Raw genomic sequence first — 23,090 nt, forward strand, 5'->3', positions numbered from 1 at the left:
CCACCCGTGACCGTCCGCTCCTCCCCGGCCCCGCCGACCAGCTCCGGCGGACCCGCACTCGCGCCACCCGAGCCCTCCAGGCCGTGCGGGACGACGGCGGCCCGCCCGGGCGCGCGCCCGCGTCGTCCGCTGCTCGCGCTTGTCGTCGTCCTCGGCCTGCTGGCACTCGCCGTCGGCTGCTCGATCGCCTTCGGCGCCCGGGCGGTCGGCGTAGAGGAGATCCTGGACGGGCTGGCCGGACACGGCGACACCCTCGGCGCGCTGGCGGTGGCCGAGCGGATCCCACGCACCGCCACCGCCCTGATCGCGGGGGCGGCCCTGGGCGTCTCGGGGGCCCTCATGCAGGCCGTCACCCGCAACCCGATCGCGGACCCGGGCATCCTCGGCATCAACACCGGGGCGTCGCTGGCGATCGTCAGCGCGATTGCCTTCGCGCACATCTCCTCCCTGTGGGAGTACCTGTGGGTGGCCATGGCCGGTGCGGCCGTCACCGCCGTGGCCGTGTACGCGATCGGCTCGCTCGGTCCCGGCGGCGCGACGCCGGTGAAGCTGGCGCTGGCGGGGGTGGCCACGAGCGCGGCCCTGTCCTCCCTGATCAGCGCGATCATGCTGCCGCGCGCCGAGGGGCTGACCGACTTCCGCTTCTGGCAGGTAGGGTCACTGGGCCGGGGGACCTGGGCATCGCTGTCCACCACCGCCCCATTCCTGCTGGCCGCCGCCGCCCTGGCCGCCGCCGTCGCCCGGCCGCTGAACTCCCTGGCACTGGGCGAGGAGATGGCCGTGGGCCTGGGGGTCAGGGTGGGCCGCACCCGCCTGCTGGCCGCGGCCGCCGGGGTGATAGCCTGCGCGACGACGACGGCGCTGGCCGGCCCCATCGGCTTCGTCGGGTTGATGGTGCCGCACGCCGTGCGCATGCTGGTGGGCCCGGACAACCGCTGGCTGCTGCCGCTGTCGGCGCTGGGAGGGGCGGCGCTGCTGACCTTCGCGGATGTGCTCGGACGAGTGATCGCCCGCCCCGGGGAAGTCGGCGTCGGAGTGGTCACCGCCTTCGTGGGCGCCCCGGTGCTCATCGCCATCGCCCGCGGCGCGAAGGTGCGTGAGCTGTGAGCGCCCGCGCCGCCCCGCCCATCCCGAACGTCCCGACGCCGGGGCGGGCGTCGTCCGCTCCCGCTCCCGGCTTCACCGAACCGGGCAGGCGACGCCGACACCGCCGCCACCTGGCCGTCACCCTGGGTCTGGCCCTGCTGGTGCTGGCCCTGTGGTGGGCGCTGGTGCTGACGGGCTCCACCTGGTACTCCCCCGCCGAGGTGCTCGCCGTGATCGCGGGCCGGGAGGTGCCCGGAGCGTCCTTCGCCGTCGGACAGCTGCGGCTCCCGCGCGCCCTGCTGGGTCTGCTGGCGGGTCTGGCCTTCGGCATGGCCGGTCGCACCTCGCAGACCATGCTGCGCAATCAGCTGGCCAGCCCGGACATCATCGGCATCACCTCCGGCGCGTCTACGGCGGCGGTGTTCGCGATCCTGGTGCTGGGCTGGTCCGGCCTGCGCGTGAACCTGCTGGCGCTGGGCTGCGGGCTGGGCACGGCGCTGGTCATCTACCTGCTGTCGGGCACCGGCCGCACGCAGGGCGGGCGCCTGATCCTGATCGGTATCGGCATCTCCGCCATGTTCTCCTCGGTGATCTCCTACCTGCAGCTGAAGGCCTCGATCTACACCGTCGCCGACGCCATGCGCTGGTTGTCGGGCTCGCTGGCTGACGCGAGCTGGGGGCAGGTGCCGCTGCTGGGGGTCGCCGTCGCAGTCCTGGGCGGGGCGCTGCTGGCCCTGGGCGGGGACCTGAGCGCGCTGTCGCTGGGGGAGGAGACGGCCACCGGGCTGGGAGTCGCCGTGGACCGCACCCGCCTGCTGCTCCTGCTGCTGATGGTTGCACTGGCGGCATTCGCGACCGCGGCGACCGGGCCGATCGCCTTCGTGGCCTTCCTGGCCGGACCGATCACCGCCCGCCTGGTGGGCCGCACCGACCGGTCCCTGCTGGCGCCGTCGGCGCTGATGGGCGCGGCGATCGTGCTCGGCGCGGACCTGGCCGGCCAGCACCTGTTCCCGACGGCGCTGCCGGTCGGGGTGGTAACCGGGATCGTCGGGGCGCCTTACCTGCTGCTTCAGCTGATCCGTCTGAACCGAGAGGGGGCATCCGCATGAGTGCAGCGGACGCGCAAGCAACGGACCGGGCCGTTCCGCGCGCCCTGGTCACACGGGAACTGCGCTCCGGGTATGGGCGCCGCACCGTCGTCAACGGGGTCGACCTGGATCTGCCCACCGGCGCCATCACGGTGATCGTGGGGGCGAATGCCTGTGGCAAGTCGACGCTGCTGAAGACCATGGCGCGCATCCTGGTGCCGAGCTCCGGGTCGGTGCTGCTGGACGGCCAGGAGGTCTCCGCCGTGCCGACCAAGCGCCTGGCCACCCGGCTGGGGCTGCTGCCGCAGCAGCCGATCGCACCGGAGGGGATTGTGGTCGCCGACCTGGTGGGACGCGCCCGCCACCCGCATCAGGGCCTGTTCCGCTCCACCTCGTCCGCGGACCGGCGCATTGTGGAGGAGGCGCTGCTCGCCACCCGCACCGCCCAGCTGGCCGACCGCAGTGTGGACGAGCTCTCCGGCGGGCAGCGGCAGCGGGTGTGGATCGCCATGGCGCTGGCCCAGCGCACCGATGTGCTGCTGCTGGACGAGCCCACCACCTTCCTGGACCTGACCCACCAGGTGGAGGTCCTGGACCTGCTCACCGACCTGAACCGCGAGCGCGGCACCACCATCGTGATGGTGCTGCATGACATCAACCTCGCCGCCCGCTACGCCGACCACGTCATCGCCATGCGGGACGGCCGGGTGGTGGCCGCGGGGACGCCGGGGCAGGTGGTGAGCCCGGCGCTGATGCGAGAGGTCTTCGGCCTGGACGCGGAGGTGATAACCGATCCGGTCTCCGGTACGCCGCTGGTGCTGCCCAAGGGGCGCCACCACGTGGTCGGTGCGACGGCGGGGACGACGCCGTGAGCACGGCGGAGGGCCTGGCCCCGTTCCGGTTCTTCCCCGTGCGGGTGGAGCGGATTGTGGACGTCACCCCGCATCTGCGGCGAGTGACCTTAGTAGGCAATGAGCTGGATGATTTCGCCGATCCGGGCTGGGACCAGCGGATCAAGCTGGTGCTGCCGGCCGCGGACGGGGGCTATGCGCACCTGCCACAAGGGGCGGACTGGTACGAGCGGTGGCGGGACCTGCCTGCGGCCCGGCGCCCGGTACTGCGCACCTACACCACGCGCGCCGTGCGACCCGTGAGGGACCGGGGTGCAAGCACCGCCGGTACATCCACCGGGGCGGAGGTCGATGTGGACATGGTGGTGCACGCGCCGCTGGGTCCGGCCTCCCGCTGGCTGGAGAGCGCCCGCCCGGGTGCGTCGGCGATGCTGCTGGGACCCTCGCGCATCTGGTTGAGTGCACAGCCGACCGGAACGGCTCCCGGCGGGGTGGACTTCGTGCCACCGGCCGTCACGGGCCAGTTCCTGATCGGCGGGGACGAGACGGCGGCCCCGGCGATCGCCAGGATTCTGGAGCAGCTGCCCGCGTCCGCGCGGGGCATCGCGGTGGTCGAGTTGCCCGTGGCGGCCGATGCGGCCTACCTGCCGACGCATCCGGGCATTGAGCTCCGGGCGCTGGCACGCGAGGAGCGTCCACACGGCGAGCGGCTCGTTGCAGGTGTGAGGCGGGCGGCGGCCGAGCTGCTGCCGGAGGGCATGCCGCAACGGGTCGAAGAAGTGGACATCGACCGGGAGCTGCTGTGGGAGGTGCCGCGCACCGCCCGCGGCGGCGCGGCGCTCAAGCGGGCCGACGTATACGCATGGCTGGCCGGCGAGGCGGGAGCGGTGTGCGCGCTGCGCCGTCACCTGGTGTCCGAGCGGGGAGTGGACCGGCGGGCCGTGGCCTTCATGGGCTACTGGCGCCTGGGCCGCGCGGAGGGCTGAGTCCGAAAAACGGATGGCCTTTCATGAACCGAGGAGAGGTTGCGGCGCTAGCGGTGCGCATGACTCTGGCGGATTGAATGGACGTATATACCATGCCCCGTGTGCGGCGTTCCTCCACTCCTCCCATAGTCGGCCAGCAGCGATGGCGGCGGCAGGTTCTGCCGACGCTCAGGGGCACGATCCTGGACATCGGTGCGGGCAGCGGAGTGTCCGCCGCACTGCTGCACCCGGGAGTTGCTTGGCTGGCGCTTGAGCCTGCTCCCGGACGTCGGCTGGCAGCCGCAGTACGCTCCAGGCCCGGCTCCCAGTTGCTGACAAAGCCCGCAGAGCGGATTCCGCTGGAGGATGCGAGCGTAGACGCCGCCATCTGTTCCACCGTGCTGTGCTCGGTGGCCGACCCCGCACTCACACTGACCGAGACCATCAGGGTGCTGCGCCCCGGGGGCGTGTTGGTGTTCTACGAGCATGTTGCCGCCGCGCCCGGGTCGACTGCCCGCCGCATCCAGAGGCTTGCGAGCCCACTCACCCGCCTCCTCGATCACGGATGCGATCCGTGCCGGGACACGGCGGACACGATCAACCGAGCGGGATTCTCCCACGTGCATTTGGAAACACTGCGCATTAGCGGCGTGCTGGGCGGACTCGCGCCGGTCATACACGGGTATGCGGAGCGGTGAGGCCCGACGAGTTATCGGCGCGATGGTGGTGCTTAAGGTCGGGGTCTTGGTTGCTGTGGTGCGGGAAGGTCGGGGTGATTGTGGTCTGGGGGGTTGATCCGGGGCGGTGCTTGACTTTCGTGGGTGGATGTGCTGGCCGTGGGAACACGGTCTCCGCGGGCAAGGGTTCTGCCCGATCCGCCAGGCCCCGATGAAGAAGCCCGGCCGCACCACGTCGCAGGCACCCAACAGTGCAAGCGCACCACCTGCCGGTCCGCCTGCTCCCGCCCGGTCAGGGGTGCTCCCAGGTGTACACCGACTGTACATCGACGCTGAACCGCCCCGAGTTCGGACCCCTTGCGTCGGTTCGGACCCCTTGCGTCGCTTTGGACCGCCCACGCAGCACGCAACGGCGGTCCAAACAGACTCTCGGGGTCCAAACAGGGGACAGCGGTCCAGACAGGGGAGGCCGACAGCGCGCCTACCCCGACACGCCGGTCTAAAGCACCACGTTTGCGCCGATAACCCACATTCGCGCCGATAACCCGATTACCCCACGAGCCGCAGTCGCCATGGATATGGCGAGGCCCCCGGGCCCGGGTTCGCACCCGGCCCGAGGGCCTTCGTCAGTGAGGGGCTCCGCGCCCGGGTTCCCACATCCGGGGGAGCGCCCTCCTTCGCCGAAGCGCCCGACCCGAGCTCCCTAGTACCCGGGGCGGCCTCGAACCGGACCGGTCACCGGGTTCCCCAACCCTCGCGGCCCGCCTCGTCCGGCGGCACAGCTCATATAACCCGCCTCATCTGAAAAGGCACTCCGCTGCACCTGTGAAAACCATGGGAATCACTCGCTGGCAGGTTCCGGTGTCGCAACATCATCACTGACCGCGCCCACCGACTCCTCACGCTCGGAGCCCGGATCAGAGGCGTCGACACCGCCTTCAGCGGCATCACGCGACCCGCCCCTGCCGTCGTCCACATCGCTGTCTCCGGCCGCCAGGAACACGTTGATCCAACGCAGCCGCGGATCGGAGTCCACCAGCAGCGCCTTGACGAACAGGGTCAGCGGCACCGCCAGAATCGTGCCGAGCGCGCCGATGACCTGGCTCCAGAACAGCAGGGACAGGAAGGTCGTCGTCGTGTTCAGGCCCACCGCGTCACCGGTGAACTTGGGCTGGATGAGGGACTGGATGACGAAGTTCAGCACGCTGTAGGCGACCACCACCCACAGCGCCGTCCACGGGCCGGAGGCGACCAGGCCGATGAGCGCAGGGGGGATCACCCCCAGCACGAAGCCGATGTTGGGGATGTAGTTGGTGATGAATGAGACCACGCCCCAGGTGACGGCCATGGGCACATTCAGTACCCACAGGGCAATCACGTCGAGCACGGCCACGATCAGGCCGAACACCGTGGAAACCAGCCAGTATGAGCGCACCGAGGAGGCGAAGCCCTTCAGGGCCGAGGCAATGCCTGGACGCAGGCGGCTCAGGGCCCGAGACCGCGCCTCGATGCGGGCGGTGTCGAACATGAGGAAGACGACCGTCAAGCCCAGGACGCTCAGTACAGAGCCCAGGTTGGTCACCTGCCCCAGCAGGCTCTGGGCCACGGAGACAATCCGGTTGGTGTCCATGGACTGGGACACCTGATCGATGAGAGTGGTCTCGTCAACGCCCACCCGCGCCAGCAGGGAGCGCACGTCATCCCAGATCGCGGAGAACTGCGCCGAGTAGCTCGGCAGCGTGTCGATCAGCTGCACAATTGCGACAGCCAGGGCGGCGAACAGCCCGATGACGAACGCGAAGATGATCAGGATGGCGATCACGGCCGCCACCGGCCGTGGCACGCGGCGCCGCGTCGCCCAGCTCACCAGCGGACGCACGGTGACCACCAGGGTCAGGGCGAAGAAGGCCGGGGCGAACAGCGAGCCGATGTAGTAAAGACCCGCGCAGCCGACCACCAGCATGGCAATGACAAAGGCAATAGATTCGCCCTGGGGGCGGCCCACCGTGAACTCACGTGCGTCACTCATAAGCGCATCCTTGCACGGGGCGCGCATCGGCACACCCAGGCGCGACGGGACGCCGAGTCACGGCGTCACCACCCGTTCAGCGCAGCGCCTCCATGGCACGCGCCCGGTCGAGGGCGCGCAGGTGAGGCAGCGGGTCGATGCCGGCCTCCAGGACGAAGTCGGTGAGCTGGTCGCGTACCACCTGCTGCAGCCGGGAGGGGTCCCAGGGCTTGGCGATGTAGTGGTCCAGGCCGGCGTCGTTGACCGCGCGGATGGTGTCGGCCTGGTCGGCCTGCCCGGTGACCAGCACCTTCCGCGCGGCGGCGGTGCGGTCATCGGCGTTCATGTCGACCAGCATGTCGACGCCGCTGCGGCCGGGCATGCGGTGGTCGGCGAGGACCAGGGCGAGCAGGTCGCCGTCGGCGTCGATGTCCGCCACCGCCTCCCAGGCGTCCGCGACGTCCTCGGCCGGCTCGACGCGCACGGTCGCGGCGAAGGGGGCCAGGTCGCCGACGACGGCGTCGCGGACCTCCGGCTCATCCTCGACGACCAGGATGACGAGTTTCATGGCTTCTCCTTGGGTGACCGTGACTGCTTGCGGGCTTGCTTCCGCGACTTCTTCTTGCTCGAACGCTTGACAGCAGCCTTCCGCGGCCGCTGTGCGGGGCCGGGAGGTGCCTCGCGAGCATCCCCCGTCGTCACCGGCGGACGGACGGGGAGCACCACCGTGACGCGGGTGCGGCCGGGCTCGGAGTCCACCGCGATGGAACCGCGGTGGGCGTCGACGACGCTCTTGGCCAGCCCCATGCCCAGCCCCAGCCCGAACCTCACCTGACCGTGCTTGGTGGTGAAGCGGGGCTCGAAGATGCGGGGCAGAATATCCGGATCGATGCCCGGGCCGTTGTCCTGCACCTGCACGCGCACCCCGCCGGCCACCGGCGCGATGCGCACCTTGACCCGGCCCGGGCGCGGGGCCAGGCCGGTTTCCGCGGTCTCCTTAGCCTGGGCGGCCAGGGCGTCGGCGGAGTTGGCGAGGATGTTGGTCCACACCTGCACCAGTTCGCCGGCGTGTCCCGGCACCGGCGGGAGCGCGCCCGGCTCGGTCGGGTAATCCCGCTCGACCTCGACTCCCTCCAGCCGGTGCGCGGTCAGCCGCAGGGCGTCCTCGACCACCTCCCGCAGGTCGACGTCGACCATGTCCTCGCCGTCAGGCCGCACATACGTGGACAGGCTGGCGACGAGCCCGCTGATGCGGCCGGTCGCCAAGCGCATATTGCGTTCGGCGCGGCCGATGGCGGCGGCCGCCTCGACGGTGGCCAGGCGCTGGGAGTCCGCGGCCAGCGCGCGGACGGTGCCCGGGTCGGCATCGGCGTCGATGCCGGCCGCCACCAGGCGGCGGGCCAGTTCCCGATCCCCGACCGCCTGCTCCAGCTGCTTACGGGCGGCGCGCTCGGCGCGAGTGGAGGCCGCGGACCGGGTGCGGGCGGCGTCCGCGACCTGGCGGATAACCTCGCCGTCGGGGTGGGTGGCCAGCACCTCGGCAAGTCCGCCGCTCAGGTGGTCGCCGGCGCGCTGGAGCGCGGCCACGGGGTTGTTCAGCTCGTGGGCGACGCCGGCGGCCAGCTCCCCCAGGGTGGCGAAGCGCTCCTGGGCCAGCAGTTCCAGGCGGGCCTGCTCCAGGGCGGTGAGGGCCTCCTGCACCTGCAGGCGCTCGGCGTCCAGCGCCGCCGCCAGCTCGATCTTCTCCACCTGCAGGATCTCCGAGCGCGCCAGCCGCTTGGTCAGGGACCGGATGATCAGGGCGGCGAGCACCTGCTCGGTCACCTCGTTCTCCCGCAGCGCCCGATCCAGCTGCTCGATGGACAGCAGGATGAGCTCCACATCCGTGGTGGTGGTGGCCGTGACGAAGGCGCGCCCGTGGCTGGCCAGTGACACCAGGCCGATGATGCGGCCGGTGGTGGCGTGGTGGAGGGTGACCTCACCGACCCGGGTGTGGCGGGTCAGGGCCACCGAGCCGCTGACCACCACGTAGACGCCGTCGACGATCTGCCCCTGATGAGTCAGCCGCACCCCGGCGGGCAGCCGCAGGCGCGGGCGCGGCCCGAGAACCTGCTCGCAGGCGGCTATCAGTTCGGCCGTCAGGGCGTCGGAGCGGTGGGTGAGCGCCTCCAGCAGCGGGGAGTGGCCCAGCCCGTTGCCGTCGCGCAGCCGCCGGGGGTCCTCGGCGGGCAGGTGGTCGCGCATCCAGCGGCGGATCTGCGCCCGGGCCCGCTCCCCAATGGCGCCGGGCGTCCAGGGCACGGCGATCACCTCGCGCACCAGGTCCTCGTCAATGGCCCGGCCGAGGTCGTGCAGCTCGGCGCGTTCGGTCAGCAGCACCATCCGGGCAGAGGCCAGGGCGGGGTAGTGGGCGACGGCGGCGGCGACGTCGTCGAGGCTGCCGACCTCGTCGGTGGCGATGATCAGGGCCACGGTGGCCGGCTCCGCAGCCGGGGCCCCGGGCCCGGCAGAGCCGACGGAATCGGCGGGGGCCGCGTCGGCGCCCGCGGATTCGGTCACCGCCCGGGCGCCGACAGAATGGCCGCCGCCGGCCCAGCTGAACAGCTCGGCCAGGGTGCGCACGCGCACGACTTCGGCCAGCGCCCGCACCGCCGGGGTGACCTCGTGGGCGGCCTGTGTGCCCAGCGACGTCGGGGAGACGACGGCAACCACCAGCCGGCCCACGCCGTCGGCAGGGGCATCGGCGGGCGCTTGCCCGCCAGCGGGATCGGGCGGGAGGCTCATAGCATTCCCATCGCCGACCACAGCAGTGGCATGACCAGCACCAGCACGGCGGTGCCGGTGATGCCGATGATGAGGCCGACCCGGGCCATGTCGCCGGTGGCGATCTCCCCGGTGGCGTACGCGATGGCGTTGGGCGGGGTGGAGATCGGCAGGCTCATGCCCAGCGAGCAGGCCAGCGCCAGCACCACGGCGATCGTCACCGGCTCCAGGCCGTCGATGCCCGTGGCCAGGCCCATGGCCAGCGGCACCAGCAGGTTGCAGGCGGCGGAGTTGGAGATGACGTTGGACAGGGCCAGGCCGAGCGCCCCCATGAGCACCACCACCGCCAGGGCAGGCATCGAGGTCCAGTTGAACAGGTTCAGGATCCACTCGTCCAGGCCGGTGGCACCCACGCCGTCGCCCAGGGCGATGCCGCCGGCCACCAGCCACAGCACGTCCCAGGACAGCCCGGCCAGGTCCTTACCGGTCATGACCCGGGTCACCAGCATGGCCACGATCGCCATGAAGCCGATGACGTTGGCGCTCAGACCGTGCAGCGACTCGGTCATCCAGGCCAGGATGGTGACGCCGGCGATGACGTAGAACATGACGGCACGGCGGTCGGTGTACCACTCGGCCCGCATGTCCAGCTCGACGCTCAGGCCACCCGGTAGGAATACCGCGCAGATCAGCAGCCAGGCGCCCAGCAGGATGACGAGCATCAGCGGAATGGACATGAGCATCCAGTCCAGGAAGCTGATGGCGTGGCCGGCCTCCGCCAGGGCGCCCAGGGCGATGGCGTTGGGGGGCGTGCCCACGGGCGTGCCCATGCCGCCCACATTCGCCGCCACCGGGATGGACAGCGCCAATCCGGTGCGGGGCCGGCCCTCGGGCAGGGCGCCGAGCACCGGAATGACCACGGCGAACATGGTGGCGGTGGTGGCCGTGTTGGACATGAACATGCTCAGCACGGCGGTGATGACCATCAGGCCCAGCACGGTGCGGCGGGCGGAGCCGGTGAAGGGCTTGATGAGGACGGCGGCCAGGTTCTTGTCCAGGTGGAACTTCTCGGCGCCGTCGGCGATGAGGAAGCCGCCCAGGAACAGGACGATGACGGGGTTGGCCAGGGCCGCGAAGAAGCTGGAGTAGGCGGTGGCGTCCTCGGGGACCGGCAGGACTGCCTGGTCGGAGATCAGCAGCACCTCCAGTCCGATCACCAGGACGGCCGTGGCCACCAGCGGGATCGCCTCGCTCACCCACAGCACGATGGCGAGCAGGAAGATCGACAGCATCCGCTCACCCATCGGATCCAGGTCGGGGACGTCGACCAGGAGCGGCACCAGGAAGACGGCGGCGGCGACAAGCAGGCCGATGATCTGCTTGCGGGTCAGCGGCTCGAGCCGGTCCGGGACACGAGGACGTGGTCGGTTGGCGGCGGTACGCGTGCGCGCGGGCATGGATCCTCCTCGTGGCACCCGGAGTCCGAAGTGTCCCCGACATCTTTGCCGGGTCGAGCAGATCCTATGTGATGCTCGGCGCAAACACCGCAGGCGTCGGGGCGCGCTGGTGATCTCAACCCAGCAACCGGTCCACCCAGGGATCCACCACCGCCCAGAACCCCTCGGGTCGGGTACGGCGCACGTCATGGCCGGCGCCCGGAACCAGCGCGGTCTCGACCTGCGGGTTGGCGAGGCGGGCAAGCACGTCCAGGCCCGCAGGACCCACGCGCGCCGAGCCGGGACGATCACCGGTGACCAGGAGCGTGGGCACCTTCAGTTCCGCCATCGCCTCCTCCCACGGCACCGGCGGGGCGACCACCCCGGTGTCCAGCAGGGACGTGTCTACCCGCTGACCGGCCCATACGCCGGCGACGGCCTCGTCGTCGGGGATCTCCGGATCGGCCAGGGCGCGGGCCACGGCGCCGGGCAGGTCGGCGAGCTCGGCGGCGCGGGCGCGCTTGCGGGCGGCGCCGCGCTCACGCAGCTCCTGCTGCGTGCGAGTGCCGTAGCGGGCCGGGTCCAGCAGGACCACCCCGCCGACCAGCTCCGGGCGGCGCACGGCCGCAACCATGGCGGTGGCGGCACCCATGGAGTGGCCAATGAGGACCGGGCCGATGCCGGCCGACCCGGAGCCGGCAGGACGGCCGGACCCGGCGGTGTTCACCGAGGCGGCCGCAGCGCCGTTCCCTGACGTGCCGAGCCCGCCGTCACCGGCCGGCCGCGGCCCACCGGGCGCGGCGAGCTCTTCGAGGAGATCGATCACGTCATCGACCAGCACGTCCCCGGCCCGGGCCAGCTCGGCCGGAGTCCAGCGCGGGGACAGGCCGTGACCGCGGGCGTCGGCGGCGACCACCCGATAGCCGCGGCCCACCCAATGGTCGATGGCGTCGGCCTGGGAGACGGCCGAGCCGGTGATCCCGTGGAGGAGGACCAGGGTGGGGGCGGTGGCGGGGCCGGCGACGATGCGGGCGAGGGGCAGAGGCATGCCGCCATTCTTCCCCCAGATGCCGCTAGCCTGAAGGCATGGGCAAGCATCGTATGAATGTGGAGTCATTCAACCTCGACCACACCAAGGTGGCGGCGCCGTTCGTGCGCATCGCGGACCGCAAGCGGCTGCCGGGCGGCGACGAGCTGGTCAAGTACGACGTGCGCTTCTGCCAGCCCAACCGGGAGCACCTGGAGATGCGGGCCGTGCACTCGATCGAGCACCTGACCGCCGAGCTCATGCGCAACCACACCGACCGGCTGCTCGACTGGAGCCCCATGGGCTGCCAGACCGGCTTCTACGCCCTGACGCTGGGGCTGGAGCCGGAGGAGTTCCTGCCGCTGCTGGAGGCGACCCTCCGAGACATCCTCGAGGCCGCCGAGGTGCCGGCCGCCAACGAGGTGCAGTGCGGCTGGGGCGCCCACCACTCCCTCGAGGCCGCCCAGGAGGCGGTCCGGGGCCTCCTCGCCAAGCGCGAGGAGTGGGAGAGCGTGTTCGCCAGTTAGATTTCAGAAGAGAAGTGTCCATCGGTGACCACTTTGACCTCCACCGACGTGATGGCCGAGTCGACACTGGCGTAGTTGCAACGATTTAAGCCAGTTTCCTTCAGATACTGATGGCACATCTCCACCATATTGGTCACCGATGGACACCTTTGACCCTGCGCGGGCTCGGCAGGGTCCGAGCGCAGCAAACCACAGGGATGCCTGTGGATAAGCCGCTTGACGCGGCGGGATATCCACAGGCTGAGTATTTGGCGTTGTCGGCAGCGCCGGTCCAGTCGATGCTCGCTCCATGGGGTATGCGGACAGGCGGGACCGGATCCTGCGCGCCTTGGCGGCGGCGCACGGAGCCGCCAGAGCGCGCTACCTCGCCACCGACCGCAGCGATCGGCGGACACTTGCGCGCATGGTGGAGGAGGGCGGGGTCCAGGAGTATCCGGGCCGCGTCATCGCCCTGCCCGGGACGAGGCGGGAGGTCATTGTCGCCCGGCAGGTGGGCGGACTCATTGGCTGCGCTCACGCCGTGGTCGCCCACGGGCTCCCCACTCGGAGTGATCCCGGCCCCCGCGTGCATGTGCTGGTGTCCACCACGCCGCGAGCGGCCCCGCTGCGCACCACCTGCCATCACATCCCTGGCTTGTTCGTGGACCCGCTGGGCTCGCCCTATGCCGACGCGGAGACCATGCTGACCACCTTCATGCGGTGCGCGGAGCCGCTAGACGCCCTCATCGCCCTGGACGCGGCCCTGCGCGGCGGGCTCGTCACCAAGGAGCAGCTGCGAGCCGGGCTGCGGGGCAACCGCAACGGAATGCTGAGGGAACTGCTGGACCGTGCCAACCCGAAGTCCCGCTCGCTGTTGGAGACCATTGCGCGCTACGAGCTCGAGGAGGCCGGCGCCGCCCCCGAGGCAGGGGTGGAGGTGCCCATCGGGGAGCTGGACCTGCTCCTGGGCCGGCTCGACATCGAGACCGACGGGCACGAGTTCCACAGTCAGCGAGCCGACTGGGAGCGTGACCGCCGACGGGACCAATGGCTGATCGCGCACGGCTACACCCCGCTACGGCTCACCTCGCACCAGGTGCTCACGCACCAGACCGTCGAGCTGGTGCGGCCCGTGGCACAGCGCCTGGGCTGCTGGCCCGAGCCGGCCGCATGAACTCCGAAGCCGACTGTCCCCCTGCTGGACCGCACATACCCGGACCGGCTATCCCGACCGGTGCGGGTGGGCCGGGCGGTGTACGGGCCGAGCATCCGCCTAGACTCGGGGCATGAGCGCACATCGGACTCCCGTTGCCGCCGGGTCCCGCCGCCGGGTGGCAGCCGTCGTGGTGGTGGCGATGCCGGAGGAGGCCCGGCCCTTCCTGCACCACCTGCCCCTGCGCGAGGGCGCTGCCGGCCCGGAACTGCCCGGCGACGCCGAGGCCTGGTCGCTGGATCTGGGCGGGGGGCGCGAGCTGCTCCTGGTGCGCTCGGGGATCGGGCTGGTGGCGTCCGCGAGTGCGCTGGCGACGGTACTGACCCAGGTACACCCGGAGGTCATCGTCTCCGCGGGCACCACCGGGGGCCTCGGGCGCGACGTGGAGGTCGGGGACGTGTGCGTGTCCGCCGATCTGGCCTACACGGACGTGGACGCCACCGCCTTCGGTTACGCGCCGGGCCAGACCCCGGGGCAGCCCGCCACCTTCGCGGCCGACCCGGACCTGGTGGCGCGCGCCGGCGCGGCGCGCGACGCCCTGCACGCCGCCACCCCCGCGGCGGGCGCGGCCCGCATCCACGTGGGCCAGATGCTCGCGGGCGGCTCCTTCGTCACCGCCGCGAACGTGAAGGACACCCGCGAGCGCTTCCCGCAGGCGGTGAGCACCGACATGGAGTCGACCGCCCTGGCGCAGGTGGCGCACGCCGCCGCCATCCCCTTCGCCTCCATCCGCGGGGTCTCCGACCTGTGCGGGCCGCAGGCCGGCCAGGACTTCCACATCGGCGCCGACGAGGCGGCGGCCCGCTCCGCCGCGGTAGCGCTGGCGGCGCTGGGCTGAGCGCGGCGAGCCGCACCCGGGCCGGACGCCCGCGGCATGAGCCCGCAGCTGTACGGGAGCTCCCACGTACGTTTGTACGGGAAGTTCCACGTACTTCCCCGCCTCCCTGACTCCCGCCCGGCGCTAAAGCGCCACCAGCACCTGCACCATGACGATCTTGACCACGATCGCCAGGGCGAACAGCGTGGCGTAGCCCGCCTCCACCCGCTCGTCGTCCCGCTTGGACAGGGCGAAGGCGAGGATGGCGGGCTGGCCCACGAGCCCCGCCAGGCCGCCGGCGGCACGCGGCGCGCTCAGGCCCACCCGGCGGGCACCGGCCAGCAGCACCACCGCGTTCACCACCACGATGAGGGCCGCCAGCCCGCCCACCGCCAGGCCCGTGGTCGAGAAGGCGGAGGCGGCGAAGTCCGGGCCGGAGGCCAGCCCGATGGCGGCCAGGAAGAACAGCAGCCCGAGCTGGCGGATGGTGGCGTTGGCGGCGTGCGGCAGCTGCCAGATGAAGGGGCCGGTGCGCCCCAGGCGCCCCAGCACCATGCCGACCACGAGCGGCCCCGCCGCCACGCCGAGCCGCAGCGTGATGCCGCCGGGCAGCGGGACGGCGACGAGCCCGGCGAGCACGCCCAGCGCCATGCCCACCCCGACGGAGAAGGCGTCGATCTGGGCGATGGACTTCTCCGAGTCGCCGAAGTAGTCGGCCGCCCGCTCCAGGTCGCCGGAGGGGACGACGGCCAGCACCCGGTCGCCAAGCTCGAGCACGAGGTCGTCGTTGGCGAGCAGATCGAGGTCGCCGCGACGCACCCGGGTGATCACGCCCCGGAAGCGGCCGTGCATGTCGAGCTCGCCGATGGTGCGTCCGGCCACCCGGGTGGAGGAGACGGTCAGGCGCCGGTAGTCGACGACGGTGCGGTCCTTGGCCAGGCAGCGGTCGTAGCCGGTGCCGAGCTCGTGGACGGCGTCCTCCAGCGCACTCGGGGCGCCGACGATGACCACCTTGTCCCCCGGCAAAAGCTCCTCGTCGGGGGAGACCACGCGGGTGACGCCCTCGCGCTCCAGGTAGGAGATGCGAATGCGGTTGCGCTGGAATGCCTCCAGCTCGCTCAGGGCTACGCGGCGCAGCAGTAACACGCTGGTGGCGGCCAGGCCATCGGCCGATGCCGGCCGGGGGTCGCGCCGTCCCGGCCACTCGCGATTGATGACCAGGGCGACGATGAGGATGGCCACGGCCACGCCCACGGGGTAGGCCAGGGCGTAGCCGACGGCGGGCTCCTGGTTGCCGGCGGCCTCGATGGCGGAGTCGAGGACGGGGCTGGTGAGCGCCCCCGCGTAGGCGCCGGCGTCCATGGCGGGGCTGATGCCGGTCAGGTGGGCGTACGCGGCCCCGGCGCACCCGGCGAGCACGAGCGCCACCACGCACAGGGCCATGAGCGGGAGTTGACGACGCAGGTTGCGGAAGAAGGTGTTGCCGGCACCGACGCCGACGGTGTAGCAGAACAGTCCCAGGCCGAGGCTGCGCAGCAGGGTGAGGTTCTCCCCTAGGCTCGGGTCGAGGGCGCCGACGGCGAGGCCGACGAACAGCGCCCCGGCGGCCCCGAAGCGGATGGGCCCGAAGGGGATCTGCCCGACGGCGGTGCCGACGCCGATGACCAGGAAGACGGTCAGGATCGGCGCGGAGGCGAGCACGTCGACGACGGAGGCGAGGATGTCTGACACGGGCTCAGGCTAGAGCATCGCCCCGCGACTCCCCATTGGCCGTCATCAGGCTCGGGTCCTGGATGACGGCGCGGCGCACGCGCAGCTCGGGGGTGATGATCCGTCTGGCGGCGCCGCCCGCGGTGATCCGCCCGTCCTGCACGAGCAGGTCGAGCACCGCCTGCGCCACGAGGTCGATCCGCTGGTCCACGCTGGACAGGCCGACGGCCCGCGCGACCGGCGTGTTGTCGAAGCCGACGACGCCCACACCCCCTCCGCCGGCGAGCAGGGCCCCGAAGGCGAGCGAGTCGGAGGCGCAGACCAGGCCGTCGATGTCGGGATGGCGCGCGAGGAGCTCAGCGGCGGCCTGCATGGCGTCCGCGACGCGGTCGGGGCAGGCGGCCACCAGGTCGTCCGCCCCCGCCTCGTCCACGAGGCCCCGCTCCACCACGGCGGCGCGCCACCCCGCGCAGCGGGAGGCGCCCTGACCGGCCGAGTCAGGCCAGCCGAGGAAGCCCACCCGCCTGGCGCCGGAGGCGATGAGGTGCTCGGCGGCGGCCCGGGTGCCGGCGGCGCCGTCCACGTCCACCCAGGGGTGGGTGGCGGCCTCCTCCTCGCCCCAGGGCCTGCCGAAGCACACGTAGGGCACCTGCTGCTCGGTCAGCCAGGCCGGGCGCGGGTCCCCGGCCTGCGTGTCGGTGAGGATGACGCCGTCGACGTCCCCGGAGGCGACCAGTTCGCGCAGCCGGATGATCTCCTCTTCGCGGTCGGCAGCGGTGTACAGCAGTATGCGCAGGCCCAGTTCGGCGGCGCGCACCGTGACCTCATGGAGGAAGACGTCGAGGATGGTGCCGGATATCCCCGCCGGCAGGGGCGCCAGCCGCAGGCCGATGGTGTCGGAGCGGCGGGTGCGCAGCCTCCGGGCGGCGGCGTGGGCGCGGTACCCGAGCGCGTCAACGGCGGCGTGCACCTTGCGCGCGGTGGCGGGGCGCACGCGCTCGGGGTTGTTGAGCACGTTGGACACGGTCTGCGTTGACACGCCGGCACGCCGTGCCACGTCCTGAATGGTGACGGCCCTGGATGCCATGCGCCCCCCATCCCTGCTGTGCTCCGGGCTGGCTGCCCGGGCTCAGCGTACGACACGCGGCACCAGCACTCCTGTCTTATAACGATCAAAGTCAGGTTCCCCAGGCTCTTGATCGTTAAAATAACATCGTCTATCGTGCTGCCTGTCCGCATCCGCGTCGATGAAGCCGAGGACCCGCAGTGACTCAGCGCCAGCCCCTCCTCCACGAGCAGGTCGTGCTCGTCTGCGCCCCGGCACAGGTGCTGTCGGATCGCGACGGCTCCCTGGGCGCGGCCCCCATCCAGGGCGTCTACCACTCCGATGTGCGCGTGCTGCGCCGGTACGCGCTCACCGTCACCGGCTCGCCCCTGGAGCCCCTGAGCGCCGAGCGGCGCGGCGCCGCGGCCTCCCGCCATCGCGCGCTCGCCCGTGGACTCGACCCCTGCGGCGCCGACCCCCGCACCCTGGTGGACATCGACCGCTCCCTGTCGTGCCGGGCCGACCGCGCCACCCTCACCGAGACCCTGACCCTGCACGCCGCCCGGCGCGAGCCCACCTCAACGGTGCTGAGCGTCGAGCTGGCGGCCGACCTGTCCCCGATCGACATGATCAAGAATGGCGGCCGCCTGGACGACCTCCCCTGGGATTTCGTCGATGCCACCACCGCCGCGGCCCGGCGCGGCCCGGTCCGCGCCGTCGTACACGCCCCGGGCGCCCGCCTCGAGCTCTCGGGCACCGCCCTGCGCCTGCACTGGGACGCCGAGGCCGACGCCGCGCACCCCTTCAGCGCCTCCTGGTCCCTGAGCGCCACCGCCGCCGACGCCGTGGTCCAGCCGGCGCCGCCTCTGCCCGCCCGGCGCCGCCGCCCCGTGCGGGACGCGCGCGCCGCCGCCTGGCTGGAGGTCGCGTTCGACGACCTCGACCACCTGCTGCTGACACGGCGGTCCGCCCCGGCACAGCCCTTCGCCGCCGCGGGCGCGCCCTGGTTCCTCACCCTCTTCGGCCGGGACTCGCTGTGGACCGCCCGCCTGCTGCTGGAGGCCGACGACCCCTGGTCCCTGGCGCTGGCCGAGGGCACCCTGCGCACCCTCGCCGAGCTTCAAGGCACCCGCCACGACCCCGAGACCGCCGAGCAGCCGGGCAAGATCATGCACGAGCTGCGCCGCGCCGCCATCTGTCTCGACGCCGACACCATGCTGCCGCCGCTGTACTACGGCACCATCGACGCCACCGAGCTGTGGATCCTCACCCTCGCCGAGGCCCACCGGGCGGGCCTGGAGTCCGCCGCCGCGCGCGACCTGCTGCCGGCGCTGCGGGAGGCGCTGCGGTGGCTGATCCGGTACGCCGACACCGACGGCGACGGCTTCATCGAGTACACGCCCGCCGCCGGAGCCGGGCTGGCCAACCAGGGCTGGAAGGACTCGGGCGACTCCATCCAGTTCGCCGACGGGAGCATCGCCCGGGCCCCGATCGCACTGGTGGAGGTGCAGGCCTACGCCTACGCCGCGGCCCTGGCCGGAGCGGGCCTGCTGGAAGAACTCGGCGACGCCGCCGACGCCGCCCTGGCGCGGGAGCTGACCTCCTGGGCGGCGGCGCTGCGGCGGCGCTTCACCGGGGCCTTCTGGCGCGGCGACGCCGCAACCGGATTCCCGGTGATCGCCCTGGACGCCCACAAGCGGCAGGTCGACTCCCTCAGCAGCAATATCGGCCACCTCCTGGGCACCGGCATCCTCGACCCGGACCGGGCGCGCCGCGTGGCCGAGCTGCTCGTCTCCCCGGAGCTCGACTCCGGCTACGGGCTGCGCACCCTGGCGTCGACGATGTCCGGCTACTGGCCCCTGAGCTACCACGGCGGCTCGGTGTGGACCCACGACACCGCCATCGCCATCGACGGCCTGCTGCGTGACGGCTTCCCCGCCCAGGCGCGCTTGCTCGCCGAGTCCCTGCTGGCCGCGGCCCCCCACTTCGGCAACCGCATGCCCGAGCTGCTGTCCGGGGCGTCCGCCGACGACGGCGCCCCGGTCCCCTATCCGGCCTCGTGCCGACCGCAGGCGTGGGCGGCAGCCGCCGGCGCCGTCGTCGCCCGCGCGGTCTGAGTCCGCCACCCCAGCCCATCCGGGCACACCACCGCCCCGAGCGGGGCACCTCGAAGGAGAGAACATGACCATCACCCGCCGCGCCTTCGGCGCCTGCGCCCTCACCGCCATCGCCGCCACGCTGGCCGCCTGCGGCTCCAACTCCATGAGCGAGTCCGATTCCACCGGTGCCGCGGGATCGGGGGACTCCACCGGCCTGACGCTGCTGATCGGCTCGTCCGGCGACGCCGAGACCGCGGCCTACACCTCCGCCGTCGAGGCCTTCACCGCCGAGACCGGCGTTGCGGTCGAGCTGCAGCTGGCCACCGATCTGCAGCAGGAGCTCGCCCAGGGCTTCGCCGCGAACGCGCCCGCAGACGTGTTCTACCTGGCCCCCGACTATCTCGCCGCGTACGCGGGCAACGGCTCCCTGTACGCCTATGGGGACCAGTTGAGCAACGTCGACGACTTCCACCCCGCGCTCGTATCGAGCCTCACCTTCGACGGCGTCCTGTACGGCGCCCCCAAGGACTTCTCCACCCTCGCCCTGTTCATCAACACCGCCCTGTGGCAGGACGCCGGCCTCACCGAGGCCGACTACCCGACCGACTGGGCCTCCCTGGAGTCCGTGGCGGGCAAGCTCGCCGCCGGGGGCGCCGCGCCGCTGACCTGCAGCCCCGAGTACGCCCGCATCGGCGCCTTCATGGCGCAGGCGGGCGGCGGCCTCACCGACGCCGACGGCACCAAGGCCACCGCGAACTCGGCGGAGTCGGTCGCGGGCCTTGCGGAGGTCAACAAGCTGCTCGAATCCGGTGCGCTGGTGTTCTCCTCCGAGCTCGGCGCCGGCTGGGGCGGGGAGGCCTTCGGCTCTGGCCTGGCGGTCATGGCGATCGAGGGCAACTGGCTGACCGGGTCGCTGTCCGCCGACTACCCGGACGTGGAGTACGTCGTTGTGGAGCTGCCCGCGGGCCCGGCCGGGAGGGGCACCATGCAGTTCACCAACGGCTACGGCATCGCCGCGGCGTCCAAGCACCAGGACGACGCCGTGCGCCTGGTCGAGTTCCTGACCTCGACGGAGCAGCAGCTCGCCTTCGCCAGGGCCTTCGGCGTGATGCCCTCGGTCGCCTCCGCCCGCGACCAGTGGGAGTCGGAGAACCCGGCCATGACCGCCTTCATCGCCGGCGCCGACTACGCCATCAGTGTTCCCACCGCCGCCGGGGCGGCCGACGTCGTCTCCGACTTCAACTCCCAGATCGCCACCCTGCCCGGCGCGGACCCGCAGACCATCCTGGACTCAGTCCAGGCCAACCTCGAGGCCGTGATCTCGTGAGTGCTCGCCGACCCCGCTCCGGGACGGGCGGGGCGAGGGAGCGCCGTCGTCGGGGCGAGGAGCTGACCGGCTGGCTGTTCGTGTCGCCCGCGGTGATCGTGCTCGCCGTCTTCCTGCTCTTCCCGGTGCTCATGGCGGCGTGGGTGAGCGTGTCCGACTGGAGCGGGGTCGGCAGTCCTCTGTCCGGTTCGGTGGGCTTCGTGGGCGCGGACAACTACGCCGAGCTGGTGCAGGGAGGTCTGGCGACCCGAGACTTCGGCATCGCCCTGCGCAACAACCTGTGGTACGTGCTGCTGGTGGTGCCCGCCCAGACGCTGCTGTCGCTGCTGCTCGCCGTGCTAGTCAACCAGCAGGTCATGGCCCGCGGCGCCTTCCGCACGGCCTTCTACTTCCCGTCCGTGACGAGCTCGGTGGCCATCACCGTGCTGTGGCTCTTCCTGTTCTCCGCCTCCGGCGCCGTGAACCGGGTCCTGTCCCATGTGGGTGTTCACGGGCCGAACTGGTTCCACGACCCCACCGGCATCGTCGCCGCGGGCCTGAGCCGCCTCGGAGTCGACGGTTCGCGGACGCTGACGGCCCGGTTCCTGGACGTCACCGCCTGGGAGTGGCTGTCCGGGCCGTCCTTCGCCATGACCGCCTTCATCGTCATGGCGGTGTTCACCACCTCGGGCACCTTCATGCTCATCTTCCTGTCGGCCCTGCAGTCGCTGAGCCCGTCGGTGGACGAGGCCGCCATGATCGACGGCGCGAACGCCTGGACGCGCCTGTGGCGGGTGACGGTCCCCCAGCTGAAGCCGACCTTCTTCACCGTGATCACGCTGGGGCTGATCGGCTGCTGGCAGGTCTTCGACCAGATCTACACGGGCACGCAGGGCGACCCGGGCAAGACCACGCTGACGCCAGCGTACCTGTCCTATCAGGCGGCCTTCTCCAACCAGAAGTGGGGTCGCGGCTCCGCGATCGCCTTCGTGCTGTTCGCGATCATCATCCTGTTCACGCTGCTGCAGCGCTGGGTGCTGCGCGACCGGGACGGGGCCCGGGCCCGGAGGGCCGAGCGTCGCCGGGTGCGGCGGGCCCGCCGTCGTCGGGGCGAGGCGCCGGCCGCCACCGCCGTCGAGGAGGCCGTCCGATGAGAACCGCATCCGCCCTCACCGGGCGCGCCACCGGGCGGCGGAGGCATGGCCCGCGCCCCGGCCGGGTGCTCCTGTATCTGGTGCTCGTCGTCTTGGCGGTGGCGTACGTCTTCCCCTTCCTGATCAACATTGCGACCTCCTTCAAGACGGAGTCCGCCGCCACGGCCGACCCGCTGGGCCTGCTGCCGCAGACCTTCTCCACGGCTGCCTACGCCAAGCTGTTCGGGGCATCGGATTTCCCGCTGTGGATGCGCAACTCGGTGGTGGTGACGCTGGTTGTGACGGCGGGGCGCGTGCTGTTCGACTCCATGGCCGGGTATGCGCTGGCCCGCATCCCGTTTAGGGGGCGCGGAGTCATCTACGCGCTGCTGGTGGCCATCATGTCGGTGCCGGGCGTGGTGCTGCTGATCCCGAAGTTCCTGGTGATCAACCAGCTGTCCATGTACGACTCGTGGTCGGGTCTGATCGTGCCGCTGCTGTGCGACGCCGCGGGCGTGTTCATCATGAAGGGGTTCTTCGAGTCGATCCCCACCTCGGTGGAGGAGCAGGCGCGCGTTGACGGGGCCGGCACGTGGCGGATCTTCTTCTCGATCGTGCTGCCCATGAGCGTGCCGAGCCTGGTGACCATCACGATCCTGTCCTTCCAGGGATCCTGGAACGAGTTGAGTCATTTCATCGTGGCCTCGCGCTCGTCCGGGCTGGTCACGTTGACCAAGGGCGTGGCACAGCTCAGCGCGGGCAGCCTGGGGCAGGGCAACCAGTACCCGCTCAAATTGGGCGCCGCCCTGATCATGACGCTGCCGGTGGCGGTGCTGTTCTTCATCTTCCAGCGCCGAATCATGGACACGACCTCCGGGTCTGTGAAGGAGTAGCGGCTGCGAAGGCACGGGAATGGCGGGAGAATCCGTTCCGCATTTCCGTGCCTCTTCTCCTTATTCCTGCTACTCCACCGGTTCGCGGTTGTTTGTACTGCTGTGGATGGCGTAGCAGAGCGCTAACCGGCGAGCCCGACGGCGCGGGGTGGAGGTCGGTCGGTGTCGGGCGTGGCGTCGGCGGAGGCGTGTGACGGGAGTGGTGTGTGGTGCCGCTGGGGCGCGTGGGTCTGGTGTGACGCGCGCCGGGAGGTCACAATTTGGTCTACGGTACAAAGATTGGTACGTTTTGACCCCGACTTTTCCGCATGACTTCGTTGAAAGTTGGTGGCTGGAGGGGCCTGAAGGGGTGTCGGTGGCGCTTGGCTTGTTTCCAACGAAAGGTGGTAGTTTTGGGGTGGTGCCAGTCGGTCCCGTGGGGTGCTTGCGGGGCCGGTGGCGATCTCGCCTCTGGAAGTGGCGGAACG

19 protein-coding genes are annotated in these 23,090 nt (G+C 71.7%); 12 read left to right on the forward strand and 7 right to left on the reverse strand.

Going from position 1 to position 23,090, the window contains the following annotated elements; all coding sequences use genetic code 11:
* The first annotated feature begins 6 nt into the window (after nucleotides 1-6).
* The 5 genes from BLR49_RS03425 (at nucleotide 7) to BLR49_RS03445 (ending at nucleotide 4,688) form a co-directional block, all read left to right on the forward strand.
* On the forward strand, nucleotides 7-1,107 hold the full coding sequence (locus tag BLR49_RS03425) for a FecCD family ABC transporter permease (protein ID WP_218121297.1): 1,101 nt from the start codon (nucleotides 7-9) through the stop codon (nucleotides 1,105-1,107).
* Entirely contained in the window at nucleotides 1,104-2,195 is a 1,092-nt protein-coding gene (locus BLR49_RS03430) for a FecCD family ABC transporter permease (protein WP_245690393.1), read from the forward strand. The genes BLR49_RS03425 and BLR49_RS03430 overlap by 4 nt, the downstream gene beginning before the upstream one ends.
* Entirely contained in the window at nucleotides 2,192-3,046 is an 855-nt protein-coding gene (locus BLR49_RS03435; protein ID WP_092533513.1) for an ABC transporter ATP-binding protein, read from the forward strand. Before BLR49_RS03430 ends, BLR49_RS03435 begins: the two co-directional genes overlap by 4 nt.
* Entirely contained in the window at nucleotides 3,043-4,011 is a 969-nt protein-coding gene (locus BLR49_RS03440; RefSeq protein WP_092533516.1) for a siderophore-interacting protein, read from the forward strand. Before BLR49_RS03435 ends, BLR49_RS03440 begins: the two co-directional genes overlap by 4 nt.
* A gap of 101 nt (nucleotides 4,012-4,112) precedes the next feature.
* A complete protein-coding gene (locus BLR49_RS03445; RefSeq protein ID WP_176765764.1) occupies nucleotides 4,113-4,688 on the forward strand; it encodes a class I SAM-dependent methyltransferase in 576 nt (191 codons plus the stop codon).
* 820 nt (nucleotides 4,689-5,508) lie between these two features.
* Here the strand turns inward: BLR49_RS03445 and BLR49_RS03450 are convergent.
* The 5 genes from BLR49_RS03450 to BLR49_RS03470 all read right to left on the reverse strand — a co-directional run bounded on the left by BLR49_RS03450 (nucleotide 5,509) and on the right by BLR49_RS03470 (nucleotide 11,922).
* Nucleotides 5,509-6,696, reverse strand: a complete 1,188-nt coding sequence (locus BLR49_RS03450) for an AI-2E family transporter (RefSeq protein ID WP_092533522.1) — start codon at nucleotides 6,694-6,696, stop codon at nucleotides 5,509-5,511.
* A 76-nt stretch (nucleotides 6,697-6,772) separates the two neighbouring features.
* Entirely contained in the window at nucleotides 6,773-7,243 is a 471-nt protein-coding gene (locus BLR49_RS03455; protein WP_092533525.1) for a response regulator, read from the reverse strand.
* On the reverse strand, nucleotides 7,240-9,459 hold the full coding sequence (locus BLR49_RS03460; RefSeq protein ID WP_143013688.1) for an ATP-binding protein: 2,220 nt from the start codon (nucleotides 9,457-9,459) through the stop codon (nucleotides 7,240-7,242). The genes BLR49_RS03455 and BLR49_RS03460 overlap by 4 nt, the downstream gene beginning before the upstream one ends.
* Nucleotides 9,456-10,895, reverse strand: a complete 1,440-nt coding sequence (locus BLR49_RS03465) for an SLC13 family permease (RefSeq protein WP_092533531.1) — start codon at nucleotides 10,893-10,895, stop codon at nucleotides 9,456-9,458. The genes BLR49_RS03460 and BLR49_RS03465 overlap by 4 nt, the downstream gene beginning before the upstream one ends.
* Nucleotides 10,896-11,010: 115 nt before the next feature.
* Entirely contained in the window at nucleotides 11,011-11,922 is a 912-nt protein-coding gene (locus BLR49_RS03470) for an alpha/beta fold hydrolase (protein ID WP_092533534.1), read from the reverse strand.
* A 38-nt stretch (nucleotides 11,923-11,960) separates the two neighbouring features.
* Here BLR49_RS03470 and BLR49_RS03475 point away from each other — a divergent pair, with 38 nt between their 5' ends.
* The 3 genes from BLR49_RS03475 (at nucleotide 11,961) to mtnN (ending at nucleotide 14,458) form a co-directional block, all read left to right on the forward strand.
* Nucleotides 11,961-12,428 (forward strand): S-ribosylhomocysteine lyase, encoded by a 468-nt coding sequence (locus BLR49_RS03475; protein ID WP_092533536.1) that lies wholly within the window; start codon nucleotides 11,961-11,963, stop codon nucleotides 12,426-12,428.
* A gap of 289 nt (nucleotides 12,429-12,717) precedes the next feature.
* Complete coding sequence (locus BLR49_RS03480) at nucleotides 12,718-13,581, forward strand: endonuclease domain-containing protein (protein WP_092533538.1); 864 nt, start codon at nucleotides 12,718-12,720, stop codon at nucleotides 13,579-13,581.
* Between the two features lie 112 nt (nucleotides 13,582-13,693).
* On the forward strand, nucleotides 13,694-14,458 hold the full coding sequence (mtnN, locus tag BLR49_RS03485; protein WP_245690394.1) for a 5'-methylthioadenosine/S-adenosylhomocysteine nucleosidase: 765 nt from the start codon (nucleotides 13,694-13,696) through the stop codon (nucleotides 14,456-14,458).
* A 123-nt stretch (nucleotides 14,459-14,581) separates the two neighbouring features.
* Here mtnN and BLR49_RS03490 read toward each other — a convergent pair whose 3' ends face one another.
* Both BLR49_RS03490 and BLR49_RS03495 read right to left on the reverse strand, forming a co-directional pair.
* Nucleotides 14,582-16,168 (reverse strand): aspartate:alanine exchanger family transporter, encoded by a 1,587-nt coding sequence (locus BLR49_RS03490; RefSeq protein WP_092533541.1) that lies wholly within the window; start codon nucleotides 16,166-16,168, stop codon nucleotides 14,582-14,584.
* A gap of 4 nt (nucleotides 16,169-16,172) precedes the next feature.
* Nucleotides 16,173-17,234: a LacI family DNA-binding transcriptional regulator gene (locus BLR49_RS03495; protein WP_092533544.1), complete on the reverse strand. Its 1,062-nt coding sequence runs from the start codon at nucleotides 17,232-17,234 to the stop codon at nucleotides 16,173-16,175.
* A gap of 179 nt (nucleotides 17,235-17,413) precedes the next feature.
* Between BLR49_RS03495 and BLR49_RS03500 the strand changes: the two genes are divergently transcribed.
* The 4 genes from BLR49_RS03500 (at nucleotide 17,414) to BLR49_RS03515 (ending at nucleotide 22,623) form a co-directional block, all read left to right on the forward strand.
* Complete coding sequence (locus BLR49_RS03500) at nucleotides 17,414-19,309, forward strand: glycogen debranching N-terminal domain-containing protein (protein ID WP_092533547.1); 1,896 nt, start codon at nucleotides 17,414-17,416, stop codon at nucleotides 19,307-19,309.
* A gap of 64 nt (nucleotides 19,310-19,373) precedes the next feature.
* A complete protein-coding gene (locus tag BLR49_RS03505) occupies nucleotides 19,374-20,618 on the forward strand; it encodes a sugar ABC transporter substrate-binding protein (protein ID WP_092533550.1) in 1,245 nt (414 codons plus the stop codon).
* Nucleotides 20,615-21,751 carry a carbohydrate ABC transporter permease gene (locus BLR49_RS03510; protein ID WP_245690395.1) on the forward strand — a complete coding sequence of 379 codons (1,137 nt, stop codon included), beginning with the start codon at nucleotides 20,615-20,617 and terminating at the stop codon, nucleotides 21,749-21,751. The genes BLR49_RS03505 and BLR49_RS03510 overlap by 4 nt, the downstream gene beginning before the upstream one ends.
* Nucleotides 21,748-22,623 carry a carbohydrate ABC transporter permease gene (locus BLR49_RS03515; protein WP_092533553.1) on the forward strand — a complete coding sequence of 292 codons (876 nt, stop codon included), beginning with the start codon at nucleotides 21,748-21,750 and terminating at the stop codon, nucleotides 22,621-22,623. The genes BLR49_RS03510 and BLR49_RS03515 overlap by 4 nt, the downstream gene beginning before the upstream one ends.
* Nucleotides 22,624-23,090 lie beyond the last annotated feature (467 nt).

This window comes from Actinomyces ruminicola, from assembly GCF_900103885.1.
GTDB classification, from domain to species: domain Bacteria; phylum Actinomycetota; class Actinomycetes; order Actinomycetales; family Actinomycetaceae; genus Actinomyces; species Actinomyces ruminicola.

Excerpts from the sequence above, each read along its gene's own strand:
- BLR49_RS03495 (WP_092533544.1), bottom strand. The coding sequence starts at position 17,234 with ATGGCATCCAGGGCCGTCACCATTCAGGACGTGGCACGGCGTGCCGGC.
- BLR49_RS03480 (WP_092533538.1), top strand. The coding sequence starts at position 12,718 with ATGGGGTATGCGGACAGGCGGGACCGGATCCTGCGCGCCTTGGCGGCG.
- BLR49_RS03450 (WP_092533522.1), bottom strand. The coding sequence starts at position 6,696 with ATGAGTGACGCACGTGAGTTCACGGTGGGCCGCCCCCAGGGCGAATCT.
- BLR49_RS03460 (WP_143013688.1), bottom strand. The coding sequence starts at position 9,459 with ATGAGCCTCCCGCCCGATCCCGCTGGCGGGCAAGCGCCCGCCGATGCC.
- BLR49_RS03515 (WP_092533553.1), top strand. The coding sequence starts at position 21,748 with ATGAGAACCGCATCCGCCCTCACCGGGCGCGCCACCGGGCGGCGGAGG.
- BLR49_RS03470 (WP_092533534.1), bottom strand. The coding sequence starts at position 11,922 with ATGCCTCTGCCCCTCGCCCGCATCGTCGCCGGCCCCGCCACCGCCCCC.
- BLR49_RS03475 (WP_092533536.1), top strand. The coding sequence starts at position 11,961 with ATGGGCAAGCATCGTATGAATGTGGAGTCATTCAACCTCGACCACACC.
- BLR49_RS03435 (WP_092533513.1), top strand. The coding sequence starts at position 2,192 with ATGAGTGCAGCGGACGCGCAAGCAACGGACCGGGCCGTTCCGCGCGCC.
- mtnN (WP_245690394.1), top strand. The coding sequence starts at position 13,694 with ATGAGCGCACATCGGACTCCCGTTGCCGCCGGGTCCCGCCGCCGGGTG.
- BLR49_RS03465 (WP_092533531.1), bottom strand. The coding sequence starts at position 10,895 with ATGCCCGCGCGCACGCGTACCGCCGCCAACCGACCACGTCCTCGTGTC.
- BLR49_RS03505 (WP_092533550.1), top strand. The coding sequence starts at position 19,374 with ATGACCATCACCCGCCGCGCCTTCGGCGCCTGCGCCCTCACCGCCATC.
- BLR49_RS03455 (WP_092533525.1), bottom strand. The coding sequence starts at position 7,243 with ATGAAACTCGTCATCCTGGTCGTCGAGGATGAGCCGGAGGTCCGCGAC.